The sequence below is a fragment of the Streptomyces sp. NPDC058683 genome, assembly GCF_042716195.1.
Lineage (GTDB): Bacteria > Actinomycetota > Actinomycetes > Streptomycetales > Streptomycetaceae > Streptomyces.
In genome coordinates, this window is the sequence record NZ_JBHXSK010000004.1 from 32,029 (window position 1) to 53,783 (window position 21,755).

The window sequence follows — 21,755 nt, forward strand, 5'->3', positions numbered from 1 at the left end:
TGAGCAACCCGGCCACGGCCCCTCGGCTCGGCGCGGTGTCAGACCTCCGTCGACGCCGGCTCGGCGGCGGCCACGGGCGCGGGCGCCGGGCCGCCCTCGCTCAGGCCGTACCGGGCGTGGAACCTGCGCAGGAAGCCGGGCGCGTACCAGGCCGAGCGGCCCAGCAGCCGCATCGCCGCGGGCACGAGCACGCCGCGCACGGCGACCGCGTCGATGAGGATCGCGATCCCGCTGCCCAGCCCGAACATCTTCATGAAGCTGATCTCCGAGGTGACGAAGGCGAAGAAGCTCACCGCGAGCAGGCAGGCCGCCGCGGTGACGATCCGGCCGGTGTGGCCGAGGCCGTGCACGACGGCGGCCTCGGTGCTCTCGCCCTGGTCGTGGAGTTCCTTGATGCGGCTGGTGACGAACACCTCGTAGTCCATGGAGAGTCCGAAGGCGATGCAGAACATCAGCACGGTCATCGACGTCTCCATCGGCATCGCGGTGACGCCGAACAGGGAGGCGAGGTGGCCGTCCTGGAAGATCCAGGTCATCGCGCCGAGGGTGGCGCCCAGGCTGACCATGTTGAGGAGCAGGGCGCGCAGCGGCTGGACCACGCTGCCGGTGAAGAGGAAGAGCAGGACGAAGGTGGTGAGGGCGACCAGGGCCAGGGCGAGCGGGATCCGGCCGCCGACGGAGGCCTTGGAGTCGACCAGGGCGGCGTCCGTGCCGCCGACCAGGGGCTGTGAACCGGCGGGCGGTACGACCGCGCGCACGTCCCGGACCAGGTCCTGGGCCGCACTCGACCTCGGCACCAGATCGCTCACCACGTTGAGCCGCTGCGCGTCGGGGCGGCCGAGGGCGGCGCTGCCGGGCCCGGCCGCCGTGGACCGGCCGTCGGTGTAGGTGCCGGTGCCGGCCTCGACGCGGACGACGCCGTCGAGGGACGAGAGTTCGGTGGCGTACGAGTCCAGCGCGCTCTTGCTCACCGCCTGGTCGATGACGACGTGGATGGCGCCGCTGTCGTCGCCGTCGAACTTCTCCCGCAGCACCGTGGAGACCTGGCGGCTCTGCGCGCTCTCGGGCAGGACGCGTTCGTCCGGGCTGCCGAGGGTGATGCCCAGCAGCGGGCTCGCCGCGACCAGCAGCACCGCGAGGACGGGCAGCGCGGTGAGCGCGGGCCGCCGCATGACCGTGCCGGCGAGGCGCCCCCACATCGGCGTCCGGTTCGGGCGGGGCTTCTTCGTCCACGGCAGCCGGCCGCTGTTGACCCGGTGCCCCAGCACGACGAACAGCGCGGGCATCACGAACAGGGTGCTGACGGCCGCGATGGCGACGACTCCGACACCGGCGTAGCCGAAGGAGCGCAGGAAGTACTGCGGGAACACCAGCAGCGCGGCGAGCGCGACGGCCACGGTCGCGGCGGAGAAGGCGACGGTACGGCCCGCGGTGCGCACGGTGTGCCGTACGGCGTCCGGCACGCTCGCCCCCGTCCCGAGCTGCTCCCGGAACCGGCTGATCATCAGCAGGGCGTAGTCGATGCCCAGGCCGAGCCCCAGGGCGGTGGTCAGGTTGGTCGCATTGATCGAGACGTCGGTGGCGCTGCCGAGCAGGGCGAGTTCGGCGAACGTGCCCGCGATGGCGATGGTCGCGACGGCCAGCGGCAGCAGGGCCGCGACCACGCTGCCGAAGACGAACAGCAGCAGGACGAGGGTCAGGGGGACGGCGATGCTCTCGGCGAGGACCAGGTCCTTGGGCACCTGGTTCGACATGTCGTTGCTGACAGCGGCACCGCCCCCGGCCTCGACGGTGAGCCCGCCCCGGTCCGTGCCGGTGTACTTCTCGATGACGCTCTTGGCGTTCTTCTCCTGCTGGGTCTCGTCGCCCTTCACATGAGCGAGGAGGAGGGCCTCGCGGCCGTCCCCGGAGCGCAGGGTGGGGCTGTCGGTGTCCCAGTACGAGATGACGTTGTCGAGGCTCGCCTCCCCCTTGAGCTCCGCCACCAGGGTGCGGCCGCTGCGCTCGACGGCGGGGGTGTCGATCCGGCCCTCGGGAGCGCGGACCAGCAGCACCAGGTCGGTCTCCCCGCCGAACTTCTCGTCGATGGTCTGCGCCGCCCGGGTGGACTGGGAGGCCGGGTCGTCGTAGCCGCCGCCCTTCAGCTCGGTGAACGCGCCGGCGCCGAGGGCGCCCATGAGGGCCACCGCCACGACGGCGACGACGAGGACCAACCGGGCCCGGTGGATGGCCAGTTCGGCTATGCGGTCAAACACGACCGGTCTCCTTTGGCAGGGAAGGGGGCTGACGCCGGAGACGAAACTAACGGGGTACAACAAACTTTGGCAGTGTTAGATTTTCTTCATGCCCCGACAGACAACGGCCGCACCGACCGTGCTCTCGCTCCGTGAACGGCGCCGGGCCGTCGCCACCCAGGAGATCCTCGACGCCGCCGGACGTCACATCACCGAACACGGCCCGCAGGCCCTGTCCCTGCGCGCGGTCGCCCGCGACCTCGGCATGACCGTGCAGGCGCTCTACCACTACTTCCCGAGCCGGGACGCCCTGGTCACGGCGATCATCGCCAAGGCGTACGACGACCTCGCCGACGCCGTACAGACCGCCCTGGACACCGCGCCCGACGACCCGGACCTGCCGCGGCTGGTGGTCGCCGCCGAGGGCTACCGCCGTTGGGCCATCGCCCACCCCGAGCACTTCCAGCTCCTGTACGGCACACCCCTGCGGGACTACGCGGCCCCGGTCGAGGGCCCGACGACCCAGGCGATGCGCCGGATGGGCGGGATCTTCCAGAACGAGCTGTTCGGCGGGTTCACCGAGGACCGGCTCGCCGCCGTGGAAACCCCGGAGCTGTCGCCCGCGCTGCTCGCGCACCTGGACCGGCTGCCGTCCGGCGACATGGGCTATCTGCCGCCCGCCGCGAACGCTCTGCTCATGTGCGCCTGGGGCCAGATGCACGGCCTGGTCGTCCTGGAGGTCTTCGGACACACCCCGCATCTCGGGGACCACCAGGCCGAGATCTTCCGGATGGCGATGCGGAACCTGCTGGACGACATCCGCGGCCGGATCCCCACCGGCTGAACCGGGAGCGGAGACGGCTGTTCGCGGGGGTCGGGGTGCTAGCCGCCGGACTGTGGCGTGCTCTGCCGGTCGATGAGGGCGCGGAGTTGGTGGCGGCCCGCGATGCCCAGCTTGGGATAGGAGCGGTACAGGTGCGAGGCGACCGTGCGCGGGGACAGGAACAGCCGGTCGGCGATCTCGCCGTTGGTCAGGCCGTGTCCGGCGAGGACGACGATCTCGCGCTGCTGGGCGGTGAGTCCGTCCAGCGCGCCCGGGGCGGCCGGCGGAGCCTGCACGGGGACACCGCAGGCCCGCAGTTCGGACTCCGCACGCCGGGTCCAGGGCGCGGCACCCAGGCGGCGGAACGTCTCCAGGGCGGTGGCGAGGACGGGCTTCGCGTCGTTGATGCGGCGGCGCCGGCGCAGCCACTCCCCGTAGTCCAGCTGAAGCTGGGCCCGTTCGAACGGCCAGGCGTCGCCGGCGGGATCGGCCAGCGGCGCGGCGAAGTGGGCTTCGGCGTCGTCGGGTTCGGCGAGCAGCCCGCGGGCCCGGGCGGTGAGTTGTTCGAGACGCGGTCCGGGCGCGGGCTTCAGCAGGGCCAGCGCGCGCTCCAGCACCGTCCTTGCTTCGAGGTGCCGTTCGCAGCGCGCCCCGGCGGCGGCGAGATCGGCGACGGCGAGATACGAGAAGTGGTGGTGCAGGGGGGTGCCGTCGGCCGCGAAGAGCTGGCTGAGCTGGGCGTAGGCGGTGACGTGGTTGCCCTGGGCCAGTGCGGCGAGCCCGGCCGCCTGCCAGATCCGGGCGGCGAACCCGCGGTACTCGGAGGTGTCCACGGCGGCGCGCACCCGGGCCAGCAGCGGCGCCACCTGCTCGTGGTCGCCGCGCAGGGCCGCCACGACGGCCGTGGTGAGGTCGGCCGAGCCCGCGACGGTCTCCATCTTGTAGGCGGCGGCGATGTCACCCGCCTCACGGGCGGCGGCGAGCGCGTCGTCCCAGCGCCCGCTGTCGACATACGCCCACTCCAGGGCCGACAGCACCCCGCCGCTGGCGCCGCGCACGCCCGGTGCGCGCAGCCGGCTCAGCGCCTCGCGCAGCACCCTGACCGCGAGTTCCGTCTCGTCCAGGACCCAGGCCGCGGCGCCGACCGTACCCGGGTCGAAGAGGGGTCCGTGGGATCCGTGGGCCCCCCGGGATCCGTCCGTCAGCCGCCGCAGCCGGGGCACGATGTCGGCTCTTTCGGCGAACGGGTCCGTGCAGGCCCGGATCCAGAGGCGGTACTCGTCGGCACGGGCGGCGGGCCAGTCCTCGGACCCGTCCCCGGAGTCGAGGGCGTCCAGAGCGTCCAGGGCCGCGCGTGCCTTGGCCCGGACCTCCGGGAGCCCGGTCTGGTGGACGACCGTGGCGGCCATCCAGGCGGCCTGCCAGGCGATGGCCGGCAGCTTCGGGGCGGCCTCGGCGGCGACGGACAGCAGGGTGTCGATCGCGTCGGCGTTGCGGTTGGACCACAGCAGCGACCAGCCGATGTCCAGCCGGGCGGCGATCCGCAGGTCCGGGTCGGCGGTCAGGGTGAGCACCCGGCCCGCCAACTCCCTTACCCAGTCGGCCTGTCCGGCGGACAGGGCCAGGTCGGCCGCGGCCAGCAGCCGCCGGGCCCGGTCGGGTTCGGCGGGGCTCAGTCCGGCGGCGCGTTCGAGGGCGCGGGCGGCAGCGGCGGCACCGCCACGGCGTTGTGCCTGGGCCGCGCTGTCCTCAAGGAGCGTGGCCAGCTTCTCGTCGGGTTCCAGGGCCGCGGCGGCCAGGTGCCAGGCGTGCCGGTCGGGCTGGTCGCGGAGCGCGTCGGCGACCTGACGATGCGCGGCGGCCCGCTCGGCGAAGGTCGCGGCGTGGTAGACGGCCGAGCGGGTCAGCGGATGGGCGAACCGCGGGCCCGGGGTGTCCAGCCGGATCAGGCCCGCCGCCTCCGCCGGGGCGAGCGCGTCGGCGGACAGCCCCGGTATCGCCGTGGCGAGGTCCGGGCTGTCGGCGGCGGCCGCGAGCAGCAGCGCGGACCGGGCCGCCGGGGGCAGGGTGGCGTACTGGGCGGCCATGATTGCGGTCAGCTGCCCGGTCAGCGGCAGCGGTTCGGCGGTCCAGCGATGCGCCGCGCCGGGATCCGCAGCGATCATCCTGGCCAGCTCGATCAGGGCCAGCGGATTGCCGGCCGCCTGCGCGAGCACCTGTTCGCGCAGCCGGCCGTGCGGCGGGCACGGCTGGGCGTCCAGGAGCAGGCCCGCGTCCGCCCGGGCCAGCGGCCGCAGCAGCAGCTGGGGCAGGTCGCGTTCGAACCCGGCGGGGGGTACGGGCCCGCGCGCACCGGCGAGCAGCACGAGCCGCTCCGACTCCAGCCGGCGGGCGGTGAAGGCGAGCGCGTCGAGCGAGGCACGGTCCAGCCACTGCGCGTCGTCGACGGCGACCAGCAGCGGCCGCTCGTCGGACAGCCCGGACAGCAGGGTGAGTACGGCGATCCCGGTGAGCAGCGGGTCCGGCGGCGCGGGATCGGCGGAGAGCCCGAACGCACCACGCAGCGCCGCCGCCTGCCGGAGCGGCAGTCCGGCCACCCGGTCCAGCACCGGGCGCAGCAGCTGGTGCAGTCCGGCGAACGCCAGGTCCCGCTCCGACTCCCGGCCGGTGGTCGCGAGGACCCGCATCCCGGCCGCCCCGGCCGCCCGCGCGGCCTCGGCCAGCAGGGCGGTCTTGCCCAGGCCCGGATCGCCCAGGAGCAGCAGAACGCGGCTCTCCTCGTGGGGCGGGGCGACCAGCTCCCGCAGCCGGGACAGCTCCGCACGCCGCCCGACCACGGTCGTGTCCTTGCCGGTCATCGCGGAAACGCCACCCTCACCCGGCCCAATATAGGGCGCACACAGCCGAGGTGATCCGGTGCGCGGAAAGCAGGGTGCGGGGCGGGGGGGCGAGGCCGGCCGTGGGCAGTCGGGCGCGGGCAGTCGGGCGCGGGCAGTCGGGCGCGGGCAGTCGGGCGCGGGCAGTCGGGCGCGGGCAGTCGGGCGCGGGTACCGGACGGCCGCTGCGCGGAAACGCGGGGAGTCCAGAGACGATCCCCCTCCCGGGCGCGGGAACGCGGGTGCGTGAACTGTGCGGCGGGCCCGCGGGCACGGCGGTACCGGCAGGCTGACCGCACCTTCCCGGCGGCCGGGCCCGGTGCAGTCAACATGCGGATTCCGTCGCTTCGCCACGGCTGATTCGCTCGGGTCATGACGCTCAGCTCGTACTCAGCCCTGCCGAACCAGCGGGTCACGGCCGCGAACGGCATCGACTACGCCTACCGCGACACCGGCCCCGCGGACGGCGACGACGCCGGTGTGCCGCTGGTCCTTCTCCAGCACTTCCGCGGCAACCTCGACAACTGGGACCCCGCGCTGATCGACGCGCTGTCACCGGCCCGGCGTGTCATCACCTTCGACAACACCGGCGTCGGCGGATCCTCGGGTATGACGCCGAACACCGTGGAGCGGATGGCCTACGACGCCATCGCCTTCGTCGAGGCCCTGGACCTCGGCGGCCAGGTCGACGTCCTGGGCTTCTCCCTCGGCAGCTTCGTCGCCCAGCAGATCGCCCTGACCAGGCCGGCGCTCGTCAGAAGGCTGGTCCTCGCCTCGTCGGCACCGCAGGGCGCCGCCGGCATGCACGGCTGGGCGCCCGAGGTCATCGGCGCCATCGGCGAACCGGAGACAAGCCCGGAGGACTACCTGAGCGTCTTCTTCACCCCGTCCCCGGCCGGCCTGCAAGCCGGCGGACAGGCCGCACGGCGGATCTACGGCGCCCGCGGCGAGGACCGGGACGCGGCGACCAGCTGGGCGACCCGCCAGGCGCAGTACGACGCGGTGTGCACCTGGGGCATCCCCGACCACACGAAGCTCCAGCGGCTCGGCTGTCTGACCATGCCCGTGTTCGTGGCGAACGGCGACAGCGACCCGATGATCCTGCCGCACTACTCCCACCTGCTCGCCGGTCTGATCCCGCAGGCCCGCGTGAAGATCTACCCCGACGCGGCGCACGGCTTCCTGTTCCAGCACCACACCGAGTTCGCCGCGGACGTCGACGCCTTCCTCGGCGGCCCCCGGTGACCCGCACGCACATGGTCGTCCTGCCCGGCGGCGGATACGCCGAGCACGCCGCGCACGAGGCCGAGCCGGTCGTCGCGTGGCTCGGCGGGATCGGCGTGCAGGCGAGCGTGTTCCGCTATCCGCTGCACGCCCGCCATCCGCAACCGCTGAAGGCGCTGCGCGCCGAGATCCGCCGGCTGCGGGCGGCCGGCGCCCGGCGCGTCGGGCTCATCGGGTTCTCCGCGGGCGGCCATCTGGCCGGGCTCGCCGCCCTCGCGCCGGGCGCCGCTCCGGAGGAGACGGTGGACTTCGCGGTGCTCGGGTACGCCATCACCTCGATGGAGACGGAGACCTACCGCCCCTCCCGGCTGATCCTCCTCGGCGAGGACGCGAGCGCCGAACTGCGCCGGTCGACCTCGCTGGACGCGCTGGTCACGCCCGACGCGCCGCCGTTCTTCCTCTGGCACACCGCCGAGGACCCCTACGTCCCCGCCGACCACACCTACCGCCTCGCCTCGGCGCTCGCGGCCGGCCGGGTCCCGCACACCGCCCACGTGTTCGCCCACGGCCCGCACAGCCTCGGCCTCGCCCGGGACGCCGGGGAGGCCGCGATCTGGACCACGCTGGCCGAGGCCTGGATCTACGAACAGGCGTGAGTGCCGGGTCCTACCGCCTCACCGGTCCCCGGCCGCCGCCTGCAACTCCGCGATCTGCTTACGGGCCGCGGCGACGAGTTCGTCGTTGGTGTGGGCGTGTCCGGCCAGCCCCCAGCCGCCGGGCACGGCCTCGGTCAGCAGCACCCAGGTGCGGTCCGCGAGGGCCGGGTCGGCGGCGGCGTCCGCGATCATGCCGGTGAACCGGCGTACCACCGCGAGCTGCTTGTCACGGTCGAGAGCGCCCGCGTTGGTCAGCACCTGCACGCGGACGTGGTTCGAGGCGCCGTCGACGTCCGACAGGTCGCCGGCCGGCAGCTCATGGACGAACGCGGCGGTGTTCTGGCGGAACATCGGGATGTCCGGGACCTCCTCGATGGCCATCAGGGTCGCGGCGAGGTCCCGGGCGAGCTGATGCTTGTCCGGGAACGTCCCGGTCGTGGCATATACGTCGATCATCGGCATGGCGTACTCCTTCTGCTCCTTCGGATGACGGGCGGCCCGACCGGGCCGGCGGCCGGCGCTACCACCACGTGGATTCCAGTGCGCGGTCGGTGCCGCCGGTCCGGTCGAGCGCGTCGAGTTCGGCCATGTCCTGGTCGGAGAGGGCGAAGTCGAAGATCCCTGCGTTCTCGTGGATGCGCTCGCGGTGCGTCGACTTCGCCACGACGACGAGTCCCTGCTGGAGGCCCCAGCGCAGCAGCACCTGGGCCGGTGTCCGGCCGGTGCGCCGGGCGATCCCGGCCACGGTGGGGTCGTCGACGTAGCGGCCGGTGCCCAGCGGGCTGTAGGCCTCGACGGCGACGTCGAAGCGGGCGCAGGCGTCCAGCAGTGCGCGCCGGTTATTGCGCGGGTTGAACAGGACCTGGTTGACGGCGGGCGGGACCGTGCCGGCGGCGATCACGGCCTCGAGTTCGGCCGCGCTGTAGTTGGAGACGCCGATGGAGCGGGTCAGGCCCAGCTCCAGGGCGCGTTCCATCCCGGCCCAGGCGCGGGTCGCGCCGCCCTCGGGCCAGTGCACCAGATAGAGGTCGACCTCCTCCACGCCGAGGCGGCGCAGGCTGTTCTCCAGTTGCCCGACCGGGTCGTTGCCCCGCGGCTGGAACTTCGTGGTGACGAACACCTCGCCGCGCGGTACGCCGCTGTCACGGAGGGCACGGCCGACGCTTGCCTCGTTGCCGTAGGCCTGAGCCGTGTCGATGTGCCGGTAACCGGCGCCGAGGGCCCAGCGCACGGCGTCGACGCAGGCGCGTCCGTCGGGCACCTGCCAGACGCCGAGACCGAGCACCGGCAGCCGGTTCCCGTCCGCCAGCGGGCGCGCGCCACTGCCGGATGTGTCCGCGTTCGGGTTCATGACCACCAGCATCCGACAGCACACCGCGGGGTGGTATCAGCAACATGACTGCACTCGCCGACGGCCGACACACCGGACGCGTCCGACGACCCGCCGCGCACAGCCGACGACCCGCCGCACACAGCCAACGATCCGCCGCGCACGGGCGACGACCCGCCGGACGCGGCGGGCGACACACCGGACGCGCCGGGCGGGAAAACCACCGTCGGAGTCGGGCACACAGCCGGTCGGGGCGGGCCGCGGCAGACGGGCAGACGGGCAGACGGCACTCGACAGGCGGCACGCCGCACGCCGCACGCGGCACGCGGCAGGCGGCAGGCGGCAGGCGGCAGGCGGCAGGCGGCAGGCGGATACGCCACGGCCGTTTTGGGGGCGATCATGGGGTGATGAGCCTTGACTTCGACGTGTTCGTGGTGGGTCCCAAGCCGATCCCGAGTGCGGTGCCGGGATTCGAGGAGGCGGTGGGGCAGGCGACCTGGCCGCCGAGCACCTCGACCTTGATCAGTGACGACGAGGGCGCCCTGCTGGTCGACTGCCTGATCACCATGCGGGAGGGGCGGGAGCTGGCCGAGTGGGTGAGGTCCCACGACCGCGAGCCCGACCACGTCTACATCACCCATCCGCACGCCGACCACTTCCTCGGGCTGCCCGAGATCCTCACGGCGTTCCCGCGGGCCAGGCCGGTGGCCCTAGCGGACTCCGTCCCGGCGATGCAGGAGCAGATCTCGCCGGGCTATCTGAAGGTCTGGGGCGGTTTCTTCCCCGGCGGGCTGACCGCCGATCCCGTCGCGCCCGGGCCGCTGGCGGGCACCACGATCCCGGTCGGAGCCGCGACGGCCACGGTGATCCCGGTCGGCACCACCGACACCGGGCACTCCAGCGTCGTCCACGTCCCCGAGCTGAGCCTGGTCGTCTCCGGTGACGTCGTCTACAACCGGACCCACATGTGGCTGGCGGGCTCCACCCCCGAGTCCCGGGCCGACTGGGCGCGGGCGCTGGACACCGTGGCGGCGCTGGCGGCCGACACGCTGATCGCCGGCCACCGCGACCCCTCGGCCCCCGACGACGACGCCCGCCGTCAGCTCGACGAGAGCCGCCGCTACCTCGCCGACTTCGAGACGGCGCTGGCACGCAGCTCCGCACCGGCCGAGCTGATCGACCGGCTGACGGCCGCCCACCCCGGCCTCGCCAACCCCTACACCCTGTGGGTCGCCGCCCACGACCTGCTCGGCACCGGAGCCTGACACAGCCGACCGGGACGGATCACCACCGTCGGCATGCCGCCCGCCGTCCGGATCACGACGGTCCGGTGGCCGCGCGCGTGAAGCCACCGCCGCGCGGCCCCGCCGTCGCGGCCTGGGCGGTACGCCGAACGGACTGATCATGCGCCGGGCGGGGGCTGACCACCCCGCTGTGCAAAGGCTCGGCGGCAAACGGAAATCTGTCACGGCGGAGCCACATCTCCAGGGCCGACGGAGTTAGGGTTGCCGTGCGACGCGGATGGTGCCGAATCCTTCGGAGACCGGTGCCAGGCCCGCCCGGGTCCCCGCCGCGTCCCCGAAACGAAGGTGTCATGCCCGCTGAGAACGCCCCTGTCGCCGGCAACCTCGACGATGACGACTACCCCGCCTACACCATGGGACGGGCCGCCGCCGTTCTCGGTACGACCCCCGCCTTCCTCCGGTCCGTGGGCGAGACCGGGCTGATCGCTCCCCTGCGTTCGCAGGGAGGTCACCGCAGGTACACCCGCCGTCAGCTGCGCATCGCCGCGCGCGCCCGGGAGCTGGTCGACCAGGGCACCCCCGTCGAGGCCGCGTGCCGGATCATCTCCCTGGAGAACCAGCTGGCGGACGCCCTCCGGCTGAACCGGGAAATCAGCCGGAAGCTCGACGGGGGCGGCACGGATACCTAGTCCCGCCAGTACAGAAATACGGTCGCCAGCGGCACTAGAATTACCATGCGGACCCGAAAACACATGGCCGCTTACAGCCCACCTGTGTTAGCGTGATAGCAGTTGCAGTTTTGGTTGCCAGAGAAATTTTTTCTTTGTAAAGCTTTCCGGATCATTCCGGAGGGGTGATCATCGCGGCGACTCGGCTTCGTAAAGTGCGGAGTCCGGCACTGCCCCTCAAGGGAGATTCAATATGGCATCTGGCACCGTGAAGTGGTTCAACGCGGAAAAGGGCTTCGGCTTCATCGAGCAGGAGGGTGGCGGCCCCGACGTCTTCGCCCACTACTCGAACATCGCCACCCAGGGCTTCCGCGAGCTTCAGGAAGGCCAGAAGGTGACCTTCGACGTCACGCAGGGCCAGAAGGGCCCGCAGGCCGAGAACATCGTTCCTGCCTGAAGCTGACGCGAACCGTGGCGAGCCACTAGCTCGCGCGATTTGAGGCTGGGGCCCGCGCTCTTGGGGTGCGGGCCCCAGCTTTTCTCTTTTTTTCTCCGGCTCATTCTTGTGATTCCTCGCGCGGTTAACCCGTCCGCCGGCCGGAATTCCTCGATACGCCGCATCGAGGAAGGTTCCTTCTTGGACCGCACCCGCCGCACCGGCGGCAGTTCCGGGCGCCACCGCACGGATCGCACCACCACACGCTCGACAGGCTCCACCTCCGGCAACCGCTTCCGTTCACAGGGATCGGGCCACCCCCGGCAGGGCAGCGGCACCGGACGCAAGAACGGCCAGGGCCAGCGCTCCGCCCCGGGCCGCCAGGAGTTCGCCCTTCCGGTCACCCTCACCGAACCGCTGCCCGCCGTCGAGACGTTCGCCGAACTGGACATGCCCGAACGGCTGCTGGCCGCCCTCCGCACCGGAGGCGTGACCGTCCCCTTCCCGATCCAGGCGGCCACCCTGCCGAACGCGCTGGCCGGCCGGGACGTCCTGGGCCGTGGCCGCACCGGCTCGGGCAAGACGCTCGCCTTCGGACTGCCGCTGCTGGCCCGCCTGGACGGGCAGCGCGCCCAGCCCAAGCAGCCGCTCGCGCTCGTCCTCGTCCCCACCCGCGAGCTGGCCCAGCAGGTCACCGACGCGCTCACCCCCTACGCCCGCGCCCTGCGGCTGCGGCTCGCCACCGTGGTCGGCGGCATGTCGATCGGCCGCCAGATCAGCGATCTGCGGGCCGGCGCCGAGGTCGTCGTCGCGACGCCCGGCCGCCTCCGGGACCTCATCGAGCGAGACGCCTGCCGGGTGGACCAGGTCAACATCACCGTCCTCGACGAGGCCGACCAGATGGCCGACATGGGCTTCATGCCCCAGGTGACCGCACTGCTCGACCAAGTCCCCGCCGGGGGCCAGCGGTTGCTGTTCTCGGCCACCCTGGACCGGAACATCGACCTCCTGGTGCGCCGCTACCTCCACGACCCCGTCGTGCACTCGGTCGACCCGTCCGCGGGCGCGGTCACCACCATGGAGCACCACCTGCTGCATGTGCGCGACGCCGACAAGGAGACCGCCGCCACCGAGATCGCCGCCCGGGACGGACGCGTGCTGATGTTCCTGGACACCAAGCACGCGGTGGACCGGCTCGCCAAGCGGCTGCTCGCCGTCGGTGTGCGGGCCTCGGCCCTGCACGGCGGCAAGTCCCAGTCGCAGCGCACCCGGACCCTCGCCCAGTTCAAGGACGGGCACGTCTCGGTCCTCGTCGCCACCAACGTCGCCGCCCGCGGTATCCACGTCGACGGCCTCGACCTCGTCGTCAACGTCGACCCGCCCGCCGACCACAAGGACTACCTGCACCGCGGCGGCCGTACCGCCCGCGCCGGCGAGACCGGCACCGTCGTCACCCTCGTCCTGCCGCACCAACGGCGCGCCGTGGACCGCCTGATGACGGACGCCGGAGTCACCGCGCAAGCCGTCCAGGTCCGTCCCGGTGAGGCCGAACTGCATCGCATCACCGGCGCCCGCACCCCCTCGGGTGTGCCCGTCACCCTGGCCGCACCGACCACCGACACGCCACGCGAGGGCGCGCGATCCGCCGGCCGCGGCCGGGGCCGTGGCCGCGGAGGCCGGTCGTCCGCCGCCCGAACACGCCGTACCACCTCAAGGGCCGACTCCTAACCGAAGGAGGACCAGCCCACAGCCGGAGCACGGGGTTGCGCTCCCGGCGGACAGGCCGAGCCGACACCCGTCCCGTCCGCCCCGACGCTGGACCGCACCCCGGACGTGTCCCCCGTGATCGACGCACACGGATACACCCCGGGCGTTCTCGCCCTCACCGCCTGACCGTCGTCCGAACCCTTGTCCCGCCGCGCCCCGCGGTCGCCCCCTGAGGAGGCATCCATGCGTGTTGTCATCGCCCGTTTCCCCTTCGACCTGACGAAGAGCGAGGTCGAACAGTCGATGAGCAGCCACACGCCCGAACCCGTCATCGGCGTCGGCGTGACCATCGACGGCCGCATCTACCCCGTGATGCAGGTCGGTGAAGTGATCACCCGGCAGAACCGCCGTGACTTCACGTCGCTCGAAATGCGCCGCGCACTGACCCGCCTCGGCTTCACCTGCCACGACGCCCGCCCGGTCACGCCGCCCCGGGAGGCGCGAGCCGACGAGGACGTCCTCGGCTGGTGACACCCTCCGGGCGACCGCGAATACTGCGCGGTTCGCGGGTTGGAAAGCCTCAGATGTGGCACCCGGCTCTTGAGCGGGCCGGACTCCGGTAAGAGCGGCCGACGGTTCAGCAACGAGCCGCACACCGCACTGGCCCGGCAAGGCCCGCTCAGCCGGTTGTCGCCGCGGGACTGCCCGGCGGCAACCGGTACGACACGCCCGGCGAACGGCCGGTAACGCCTTCCCCGAGAACGGCGGGTGCGGCCCGGCGGTGAGCGGTCGGTACGGCTCGGGCGGCGACGCCGGTCGTAGCCTCACGCCGCCGGCGCGGCGTCTCCCCATCTCCCGCCCGTGGCGACCAGGGCCCGGGCCGGCGCCCCGGGTCCTCGCGATGTTCCCCCCGCCAACTCCGGTGTGGAATAGGGCTGTTCCCACACAGCCTTGGAGGGGAGATCATCATGCCCGAGCAGTTCCCGCCCATCGAGCCGTATGCCCATGGGCTCCTCGACGTCGGTGACGGCCAGCGGATCTATTGGGAGACCAGCGGCAACCCGGAGGGGAAGCCCGCCCTGTGCGTGCACGGCGGTCCCGGCAGCGGCGGGGGCCGCCGCAACCGCAGGCTGTTCGACCCCGAGGTCTACCGGATCGTCCTCTTCGACCAGCGCGGCTGCGGTGAGAGCCGGCCGCACGCCTCCGACCCCGCCGTCAGCCTCGCCGACAACACCACCGACCACCTGGTCGCCGACATGGAGCGGCTGCGCGAACACCTCGGCGTCGAGCGCTGGCTCCTCTACGGGGGCTCCTGGGGCTCCACGCTCATCCTCGCCTACGCCGAACGCCATCCGGAGCGGGTCTCCGGGATCGTCATCGCCGGGGTCACCATGACCCGTCCGGAGGAGACCGACTGGCTCTACCACGGCGTCGGCCGCCTGCTGCCCGGCCCCTGGGAGGCCTTCCGCGACGCCCTGCCCGCCGCGGACCGCGCCGGCAACCTCGTCACCGCCTACAACAGGCTGCTGAACAGTCCCGACGACGCGATCCGGGTCAAGGCGGCCCGTGACTGGTGCACCTGGGAGGACGCCGTCATCGCCCACGAGGTACTGGGCAGTCCCGGCGCCTACAGCGACCGGCCCGACGACTCACTGATGGCCTTCGTCCGGATCTGCGCGCACTACTTCGCCCATGACGCTTGGCTGAAGGACGGCCAACTGCTCCGGGACGCCCACCGGTTGGCCGGGATCCCGGGGGTGCTGATCCACGGCCGCCTCGACCTGGGCAGCCCGCTCAAGACCGCGTGGGAGCTGGCCAAAGCCTGGCCGGACGCGGAACTGAAGGTGATCGACGACTCCGGCCACACCGGCAGTCCCGCGATGCGCGAGGCGGTCCTGACGGCGATCGCGCGGTTCGGCGAGAGGAGTGTTCGCTGAGAGGAGCGTTCAGTGAGAGGAGTGGGTGACGGGGGCCGCGCCTCCTGCCCGTAGGAGTCAGGCCTCCTTTCTGATGAGTTCGTCCGCCACCCAGCGCGCGACTCCCTCCGGATACGGGGCCGGCAGGCCCAGGACGATGTGCCGGAAGCCGGCGCCCAGCGCCTCGGCGATCGCGGTGCGGGTCGTCTCCGGGTGGTCGTAGGAGACCGGGAGGTGGATGGAGCGGGTGATCTCGGCGGGGTCGCGGCCGATCTCCGCGCAGTAGCGGTCGAGGAGGGCGCTGCGGCTGACGCAGTCCTCGATGTCGCCGCCCGGGATGTTCCAGAGGTCGGCGTGTTCGGCGGTCACCCGGAGGGTCGCCGCCGAACGGCCGCCGATCAGGATCGGAGGATGGGGGCGCTGGACGGGTTTGGGGTTGGCGAAGGCGCCGGTGAGCTGGTGGTGGCTGCCGTGGAAGTCGAAGGGTTCGGCGGCCGTCCACAGACGGCGGATCAGGGCGCAGGCCTCGGCGAGGCTCTCGACGGCCTGCGCGGGAGGGGTGAAGGACAGGCCGTGCGCCGGATACTCGCGGCGGGCCTCGGGCGGATGCGGCCGTGAGCCGACACCGATGCCGAAGTCGAGCCGGCCGCCGGAGACGACGTCGACGGTCGTGGCGATCTTCGCGAGTATCGCGGGCGGCCGGAAGCGGTTGCTGGTCACCAGGAGACCGAGGCGCACGCGTCGCGTCTGGGCCGCCAGGGCGGACAGCAGCGTCCAGCCCTCGAGGATCGGCCCGCCGGGATCGCCGCCGATCGGCATGAGGTGGTCGAACAGCCAGGCGTGCTCGATCTCGGGGATCGCGTCCGCCTCCCGCCAGACCCGCAGGACGTCGTCGTACGACACCTGCATGGGGGCGGTCATGATCCCGAAGCGGGGTTCCGTGGTCATCGTGGCTCCCGGGAGGGTCAGTGGCGGCGCAGTGCCGGGTCGAGCAGGGCGGGCGGGGTGTCGTTCTTCTCGTGGGCGGCCAGGTCGGTGCCGGGGGCGACGATCGCGTCGATCGCGTCGAGGACGTCGGCGGAGAGCACGGTGTCGGCGGCGGCGAGCTGGGAGTTCAGGTGGTCCTGGGTACGGGGGCCGATGAGGGCGCTGGTGACGGCGGGGTGCGCGGTGACGAAGCCGAGCGCGAGCTGGACCAGGGTCAGTCCGGCCTCCTCGGCGACGGCGGCGAGCCGCTCCACGGCGTCGAGCCGAGCCTGGTTGGCGGGCAGGGTGAGGTCGAAGCGGTCGGGAAGGATCCTGGACCGGCTGGTGGTGATGTCCCTGCCCTTGCGCACGGCACCCGACAGCCAGCCCGAGGCCAGCGGGCTCCACGCCAGCACACCCATCCCGTACTCCTGCGTCACCGGCAGCACATGGGCCTCGATGCCGCGCTGGAGGAGGGAGTAGCTGGGCTGTTCGGTGACGTACCGGCTCAGGTGGTGCTCGCGCGCCGCCCACTGGCCCTGCACGATCCGGTAGGCCGGGAAGGTCGAGGAGCCGAAGTAGCGGATCTTCCCCGCGCGTTGCAGATCGGTCAGCGCCGACAGGGTCTCCTCGTCACTCGTGGCCGGGTCCCAGCGGTGTATCTGGTAGAGGTCCACATGGTCGACGCCGAGCCGGACCAGGCTGTTCTCCAGCTCGGTGACCAGCCACCGCCGTGAACCGCCGCGGTGATTGCGCTCGTCGCCCATCGGCAGGCCCGCCTTCGTGGCCAGCACGAGGTCGTCGCGGCGGCCGGCGATCGCCTTGCCGACCATCTCCTCCGACTCGCCCTGCCCGTACATGTCGGCGGTGTCGATCAGGTTGATCCCGGCGTCCAGGGCGGCGTCGACGAGTGCCGTCGCCTCCTCCTGCGTCGTGCGCCCGATCGCGCCGAAGTTCATCGCGCCGAGCGCGAGCGCGCTGACCTGCACACCGGTACGGCCCAAGGTGCGGTACTGCATGACGGAGTCTCCTCACATGACGCAACATGACGTACAGACAAGCGGGACGATGTCCCGTTTCATGTCTTCGACGATACGGAACGCTGTCCCGTTTGGCAACGCCCCGATAGGGTGACAGCGGAGGGAGCACACGATGAGGAATGCACGATGAAGGACGAGGAGCAGGCGGTCCGGCCCCGCCGGGCGGACGCCCGGCGCAACGAGATGACCCTGCTGGAAGCGGCCGCGGCGGCGTTCGTCGCGTCGGGCGTGGAGGCACCGGTACGCGACATCGCGGCCCGCGCGGGCGTCGGCACGGCGACGATCTACCGGCACTTCCCGACCCGCGCGGACCTGATCATCGCCGTCTACCGGCACCAGGTGGAGGCCTGCGCCGAGGCCGGGCCGGCCCTGCTGGCCGAGGCGCCGAGCCCGTACGACGCGCTGCGCCGGTGGATCGACCTCTTCGTGGACTTCCTGGTCACCAAGCACGGCCTCGCCGCGGCCCTGCGCTCCGACCAGGCGGGCTTCGACGCCCTCCACTCCTACTTCCTGGACCGCCTGGTCCCGGTCTGCACCCGGCTTCTCGACGCGGCGACCGAGTCCGGCGAGATCCACACCGACCTGGCCGCCGTCGAGCTGATGCGCGGCGTCGGCAACCTCTGCATCGGCGCGGAGAACGACCCCGGCTACGACGCCCGCCGTCTCGTCGCCCTTCTCGTCACGGGGCTGGGCCGGACATAACGCGCCGGGAATGAGCGTCAGTTGCGGCCTCCGCGGCCGGCCGGCCGAGAGCGTCGGCGGCCCGGGGACCTGCACGCGCGGTGACCGAACTCGCCGTACGCGGCCGGCTTCTCCCGCACGTCGGAGTGGTCCTCCCGCTCGCCGAGGCAGCCGACGCGCACCGCCGTGCCGTGCCGCGACGCGGCACGGCACGGGACGCATCGGTCTGCGGATCGGTGCCTGACGGAGCGCGGTGTTCGCTCGGGCCGGGCGACAACGTCCCCGGCGACAACGTGACAACGTCCCTGGCGGCAACGTCCCCGACGACAGCGTCCCCGGCGTCGACACGGCAGTGCGACGTCGGGGACGGATCGTCAAGGCCTGAACGGCGGCACCGGCCAGGGATTTCCGTCCGGCGAGCTGTCTGCCGGCCGTCCGGCCATCACGTGGTCGTGATACGAGAGGGAGCCCGGGAACCTGTCCTCGATGCACGGCATCCCGGCCGGCACCACCTACCACCCACGCCTACCGCCCACCACCTACCGCCCACCACCTACCGTCTACCGCCTACCCTCTGCCGCCGGCCCGACTGCCCGACGGCCCGGCCTCACTTCAGGTGCCGGGCGAAGAAGTCGGCCGCTGCGTCCCCCGCGAACTGCGGGACGCCGGTATGGCCGCCCATGTTGGCCTGCAGCGTCTTCTCCTTGGAGCCGAAGGCGTCGAACAGGTCCAGGGACGCCTGCCGGTCGTTCCCTTCGTCGTCCCACTGCAGCAGGACGTGCAGCGGAAGGGTGACCCGGCGGGCCTCCTCGAACAGGGCGGCGGGCACGAGACTCCCGGCGAACAGCACGGCGGCCGAGATGCGCGGCTCGACCACCGCCAGCCGGATGCCGATGGAGATCACTCCCCCCGAGTACCCGACCGGGCCGCCGATCTCGGGCAGCGAAAGGAGGGCGTCCAGGGCGGCCTGCCATTCCGGGACCGCCTTGTCGACCAGCGGGAGGACGAGGGCGTCGACGATCTCGTCGCCGACCGGCCCGCCGGCCTCCATGGCCCGGCGCAGGTCGGCGCGGGCCTGCTCGACGGCTGCCCAACGGGGCCGGTCACCGCTCCCGGGGAGCTCGATGGTGGCCGTGGCGAAGCCGTCCGCCGCGGCGTGCCGGGCCCGCCCCGCCAGCCGGGGGTACATCTTGCCCAGTCCGAGCGGAGGGTGGCCGAGCAGGATCAGCGGCACCGGTGCGGACGCGGATGCGGATGCCGGCGTCCACAGGATGCCGGGGATCTCGCCGAGGGTGAACTCGCGTTCGAGGACGCCGTCGTCGAGGCGCCGTTCGGAGGTGAAGTGCATGGTCGTGCCTTTCGGGAGCGCTCAGGGCGGCGCTCCCGGACGACCTATCGCCCGACCGTGACCCCGGAGGGGAGCACCCATGTCGATACTGCGGTCACGGGTACCACCTCCTCGTTCTCTCGCACGGCCTCCGGGAAAGTAGCAGTGGTCGCCGTGGTCCGCCAACCGGTTTTCCCGGAGGCTCCGTCCGGCCCGCCGGGCAGGGCCTCAGCCTGTCAGCCTCAGCGCCTCGGCCAGTGCCCGGTACCCCGGCAGCGGGTCGGTGTCCGCGGGGTGCAGCAGCTGGAGCGCCACGTGGTCGGCGCCCGCCTTCTGGTGGGCGCGGACGCCCTCGGCCACCCGGGCCGCGTCGCCGTGCAGGATCAGCGCGTCGAAGAGGCGGTCGCTGCCGCCGTCCGCGAAGTCGGTGTCGTCGAAGCCCAGGCGGCGGAGGTTGCCCAGGTAGTTGGACAGGTTCAGGTAGACGCCGAGGGTGGCGTCGCCGACGGCTCGGGCCCGGGTGCGGTCGGTCTCCAGGACCACCTTCTGCTCGGGGGCCAGGATCGGTCCGGTGCCGAGGATCTCGCGTGCCTGGCGGGTGTGGTCCGGGGTGACGAGGTACGGGTGCGCGGCCGCCGTGCGGTCGGCGGCCAGGCGCAGCACCCGGGGGCCGAGGGCCGCCAGGGCGCGGCGCGCCACCGGGACGCCGCTCGCGTCGAGGACGTCCAGGTAGTCGTTCAGGGCCTGGTACGGCCGTACGAACTCCTTGGTCGCCTCCGGGTGTCCGGCGCCGACGCCCAGCAGGAAGCGGTCCGCGTGCCGCTCGGCGATACGGCGGTACGAACGGGCCACCCGGTCGGCCGGGTTGGACCAGATGTTCACGATGCCGGTGGCGACGACCAGGGTCTCGGTGGCGTCGAGCAGCCGTTCGACCACGGCCAGGTCGGGGTCGGTCACGTTGCCGAGCCACAGCGTGCCGTAGCCCAGGCGTTCCAGCTCGCCGGCGAGCTCCGGCGAGGTGTCCGCGTGACGCCATGCGCCGACGGCACCCAGGTCGATCTTGTCCGTCTCATCCACGATCTCGTCCATGTCAGCGACAACCGGGGTCCGGCGACGACTATTCCGATCGCCATCGAAATAATCGAACCATCCCCCAGAGAATCACACACCTGAACTTCCTTTACATACATGACCCTTGACGCGTCCGCGACACCTTCCCTAGCTTCACAGAGAAAGCGCTTTCCTTCTCTACGGATCTACGCCTCCACCTCTCCCGCACGTCCGGTCACACCTCAAAACCCGAACGGAGACGAACGATGCACGTGAGACCAGTCATCGCGTCCGTCGGCCTGCTCGCCGGCACGCTCGTCGCACTCTCCGGCACCCCCGCGCAGGCCGCGTCCACCGTGCTGTACGTGTCGCCGAGCGGCACCGACAGCGCGGCCGGCACCCAGTCGGCGCCGACCACGCTCACCTCGGCGATCAGCCGTATCGCCTCCGGCGGCACGATCTACCTGCGCGGCGGGACGTACGCCTACTCCGCCACCGTGACCATCCCGGCCGGCGCCGACGGCACCTCCGGCGCGCTCACCACCCTCTCCGCCTACCCGGGCGAGACCCCGGTCCTCGACTTCTCCGCGCAGAGCGAGAGTTCGTCGAACCGGGGCATCCAGCTCTACGCGAACTACTGGCACCTGTACGGCCTCACGGTCGAGCACGCGGGCGACAACGGCATCTACGTCGGCGGCAGCAACAACGTCGTCGAGCGCGCCGTGACCGCGTACAACCGCGACACGGGACTCCAACTCGGCCGGATCTCCTCCAGCACGCCCAGCAGCCAGTGGCCGGCCGGCAACCTCGTCGTCAGCTCGGAGTCGCACGACAACGCCGACAGCGACGGGGAGGACGCGGACGGGTTCGCGAGCAAGCTGACCACGGGGACCGGGAACGTCTTCCGGTACGACGTCTCGCACCACAACATCGACGACGGCTGGGATCTCTACACCAAGACCGACACCGGGGCGATCGGGCCGGTCACCATCGAGTACTCGCTCTCCTACGGCAACGGCACGCTCAGCGACGGCAGTCAGAGCGGGGACGGCGACCGCAACGGCTACAAGCTGGGCGGCGACGACATCGCCGTCGACCACGTGGTGCGGCACAACATCGCCTACGGCAACGGGCACCACGGGTTCACCTACAACAGCAACCCGGGCACCATGACCGTCTCGAACAACGTCGGCATCGACAACGCCGAGCGCAACTTCTCCTTCGACACCGGGACTTCGGTGTTCCGGACCGACACCTCCTGCCGGTTCGCCGTAGACGGCTCGAACGACAAGACCGTCGGCGACGCCGACAGCTCCAACCAGTTCTGGACCGGTACGAACGGCTCCCGGTGCTCCTCCTACGCGGGCGCCCTCGGCTGGTCCTTCGCGTCGGGCGGCAAGCTGAACGTCACCTTCGGCGGCAGCGTCGTCAACCCGTAGGCCCCACCGCGGCCGACCGGGCGTCCACAGGGTGTGGACGCCCCGGCGGCCCGGTGGGGGGAAACAGGCCGGCGGCGGCTTAACCCCCCCCAACCCGTATAATATAAAAAAAAGAAGCAGGCCGCGGAAATTGAGGTG

General features: G+C 72.2%; 19 protein-coding genes. 11 read left to right on the forward strand and 8 right to left on the reverse strand.

Annotation, left to right across the window (positions count from 1 at the left end):
• Positions 1 to 38: 38 nt before the first annotated feature.
• Entirely contained in the window at positions 39 to 2,255 is a 2,217-nt protein-coding gene (locus tag ACFWXC_RS05610) for an MMPL family transporter (protein ID WP_384473523.1), read from the reverse strand.
• Between the two features lie 88 nt (positions 2,256 to 2,343).
• Between ACFWXC_RS05610 and ACFWXC_RS05615 the strand changes: the two genes are divergently transcribed.
• Positions 2,344 to 3,078 (forward strand): TetR/AcrR family transcriptional regulator, encoded by a 735-nt coding sequence (locus tag ACFWXC_RS05615; protein ID WP_384473526.1) that lies wholly within the window; start codon positions 2,344 to 2,346, stop codon positions 3,076 to 3,078.
• A 38-nt stretch (positions 3,079 to 3,116) separates the two neighbouring features.
• On the opposite strand, the gene ACFWXC_RS05620 is transcribed toward ACFWXC_RS05615, so the two are convergent.
• Entirely contained in the window at positions 3,117 to 5,915 is a 2,799-nt protein-coding gene (locus tag ACFWXC_RS05620) for an AAA family ATPase (RefSeq protein WP_384473529.1), read from the reverse strand.
• 390 nt (positions 5,916 to 6,305) lie between these two features.
• On the opposite strand from ACFWXC_RS05620, the gene ACFWXC_RS05625 reads away from it, so the two are divergent.
• Positions 6,306 to 7,178, forward strand: a complete 873-nt coding sequence (locus ACFWXC_RS05625) for an alpha/beta fold hydrolase (RefSeq protein ID WP_384473532.1) — start codon at positions 6,306 to 6,308, stop codon at positions 7,176 to 7,178.
• Positions 7,175 to 7,813, forward strand: coding sequence for a prolyl oligopeptidase family serine peptidase (locus ACFWXC_RS05630; protein ID WP_384473535.1), 639 nt, complete (start codon positions 7,175 to 7,177; stop codon positions 7,811 to 7,813). The genes ACFWXC_RS05625 and ACFWXC_RS05630 overlap by 4 nt, the downstream gene beginning before the upstream one ends.
• 18 nt (positions 7,814 to 7,831) lie before the next feature.
• Here the strand turns inward: ACFWXC_RS05630 and ACFWXC_RS05635 are convergent, their stop codons facing one another.
• Entirely contained in the window at positions 7,832 to 8,269 is a 438-nt protein-coding gene (locus ACFWXC_RS05635; protein ID WP_384473538.1) for a hypothetical protein, read from the reverse strand.
• 64 nt (positions 8,270 to 8,333) lie between these two features.
• Entirely contained in the window at positions 8,334 to 9,164 is an 831-nt protein-coding gene (locus ACFWXC_RS05640; RefSeq protein ID WP_384473541.1) for an aldo/keto reductase, read from the reverse strand.
• Between the two features lie 386 nt (positions 9,165 to 9,550).
• On the opposite strand from ACFWXC_RS05640, the gene ACFWXC_RS05645 reads away from it, so the two are divergent.
• The 6 genes from ACFWXC_RS05645 to pip all read left to right on the forward strand — a co-directional run bounded on the left by ACFWXC_RS05645 (position 9,551) and on the right by pip (position 15,135).
• A complete protein-coding gene (locus ACFWXC_RS05645; RefSeq protein ID WP_384473544.1) occupies positions 9,551 to 10,408 on the forward strand; it encodes an MBL fold metallo-hydrolase in 858 nt (285 codons plus the stop codon).
• 329 nt (positions 10,409 to 10,737) lie between these two features.
• Positions 10,738 to 11,076 (forward strand): helix-turn-helix domain-containing protein, encoded by a 339-nt coding sequence (locus ACFWXC_RS05650; RefSeq protein WP_384473547.1) that lies wholly within the window; start codon positions 10,738 to 10,740, stop codon positions 11,074 to 11,076.
• A 232-nt stretch (positions 11,077 to 11,308) separates the two neighbouring features.
• Positions 11,309 to 11,512 carry a cold-shock protein gene (locus ACFWXC_RS05655; RefSeq protein ID WP_031482971.1) on the forward strand — a complete coding sequence of 68 codons (204 nt, stop codon included), beginning with the start codon at positions 11,309 to 11,311 and terminating at the stop codon, positions 11,510 to 11,512.
• A gap of 180 nt (positions 11,513 to 11,692) precedes the next feature.
• Positions 11,693 to 13,219, forward strand: a complete 1,527-nt coding sequence (locus ACFWXC_RS05660) for a DEAD/DEAH box helicase (RefSeq protein ID WP_384473552.1) — start codon at positions 11,693 to 11,695, stop codon at positions 13,217 to 13,219.
• A gap of 222 nt (positions 13,220 to 13,441) precedes the next feature.
• Positions 13,442 to 13,729 (forward strand): SCO5918 family protein, encoded by a 288-nt coding sequence (locus ACFWXC_RS05665; RefSeq protein WP_384473554.1) that lies wholly within the window; start codon positions 13,442 to 13,444, stop codon positions 13,727 to 13,729.
• 437 nt (positions 13,730 to 14,166) lie between these two features.
• Positions 14,167 to 15,135 carry a prolyl aminopeptidase gene (pip, locus tag ACFWXC_RS05670; RefSeq protein ID WP_384473557.1) on the forward strand — a complete coding sequence of 323 codons (969 nt, stop codon included), beginning with the start codon at positions 14,167 to 14,169 and terminating at the stop codon, positions 15,133 to 15,135.
• A 57-nt stretch (positions 15,136 to 15,192) separates the two neighbouring features.
• Here pip and ACFWXC_RS05675 read toward each other — a convergent pair whose 3' ends face one another.
• Both ACFWXC_RS05675 and ACFWXC_RS05680 read right to left on the reverse strand, forming a co-directional pair.
• On the reverse strand, positions 15,193 to 16,062 hold the full coding sequence (locus tag ACFWXC_RS05675; protein WP_384473560.1) for an LLM class flavin-dependent oxidoreductase: 870 nt from the start codon (positions 16,060 to 16,062) through the stop codon (positions 15,193 to 15,195).
• 17 nt (positions 16,063 to 16,079) lie between these two features.
• On the reverse strand, positions 16,080 to 17,099 hold the full coding sequence (locus ACFWXC_RS05680; RefSeq protein ID WP_384473563.1) for an aldo/keto reductase: 1,020 nt from the start codon (positions 17,097 to 17,099) through the stop codon (positions 16,080 to 16,082).
• 147 nt (positions 17,100 to 17,246) lie between these two features.
• Here ACFWXC_RS05680 and ACFWXC_RS05685 point away from each other — a divergent pair, with 147 nt between their 5' ends.
• Positions 17,247 to 17,822: a TetR/AcrR family transcriptional regulator gene (locus tag ACFWXC_RS05685; protein WP_384473566.1), complete on the forward strand. Its 576-nt coding sequence runs from the start codon at positions 17,247 to 17,249 to the stop codon at positions 17,820 to 17,822.
• Between the two features lie 586 nt (positions 17,823 to 18,408).
• Here ACFWXC_RS05685 and ACFWXC_RS05690 read toward each other — a convergent pair.
• Together ACFWXC_RS05690 and ACFWXC_RS05695 are read right to left on the reverse strand one after the other, a co-directional pair.
• Positions 18,409 to 19,149, reverse strand: coding sequence for a dienelactone hydrolase family protein (locus ACFWXC_RS05690; protein WP_384473569.1), 741 nt, complete (start codon positions 19,147 to 19,149; stop codon positions 18,409 to 18,411).
• 207 nt (positions 19,150 to 19,356) lie between these two features.
• On the reverse strand, positions 19,357 to 20,205 hold the full coding sequence (locus ACFWXC_RS05695; protein ID WP_384473572.1) for an LLM class F420-dependent oxidoreductase: 849 nt from the start codon (positions 20,203 to 20,205) through the stop codon (positions 19,357 to 19,359).
• A gap of 239 nt (positions 20,206 to 20,444) precedes the next feature.
• Here ACFWXC_RS05695 and ACFWXC_RS05700 point away from each other — a divergent pair, with 239 nt between their 5' ends.
• A complete protein-coding gene (locus ACFWXC_RS05700; protein WP_384473574.1) occupies positions 20,445 to 21,617 on the forward strand; it encodes a right-handed parallel beta-helix repeat-containing protein in 1,173 nt (390 codons plus the stop codon).
• The last annotated feature ends 138 nt before the right edge of the window (positions 21,618 to 21,755 follow it).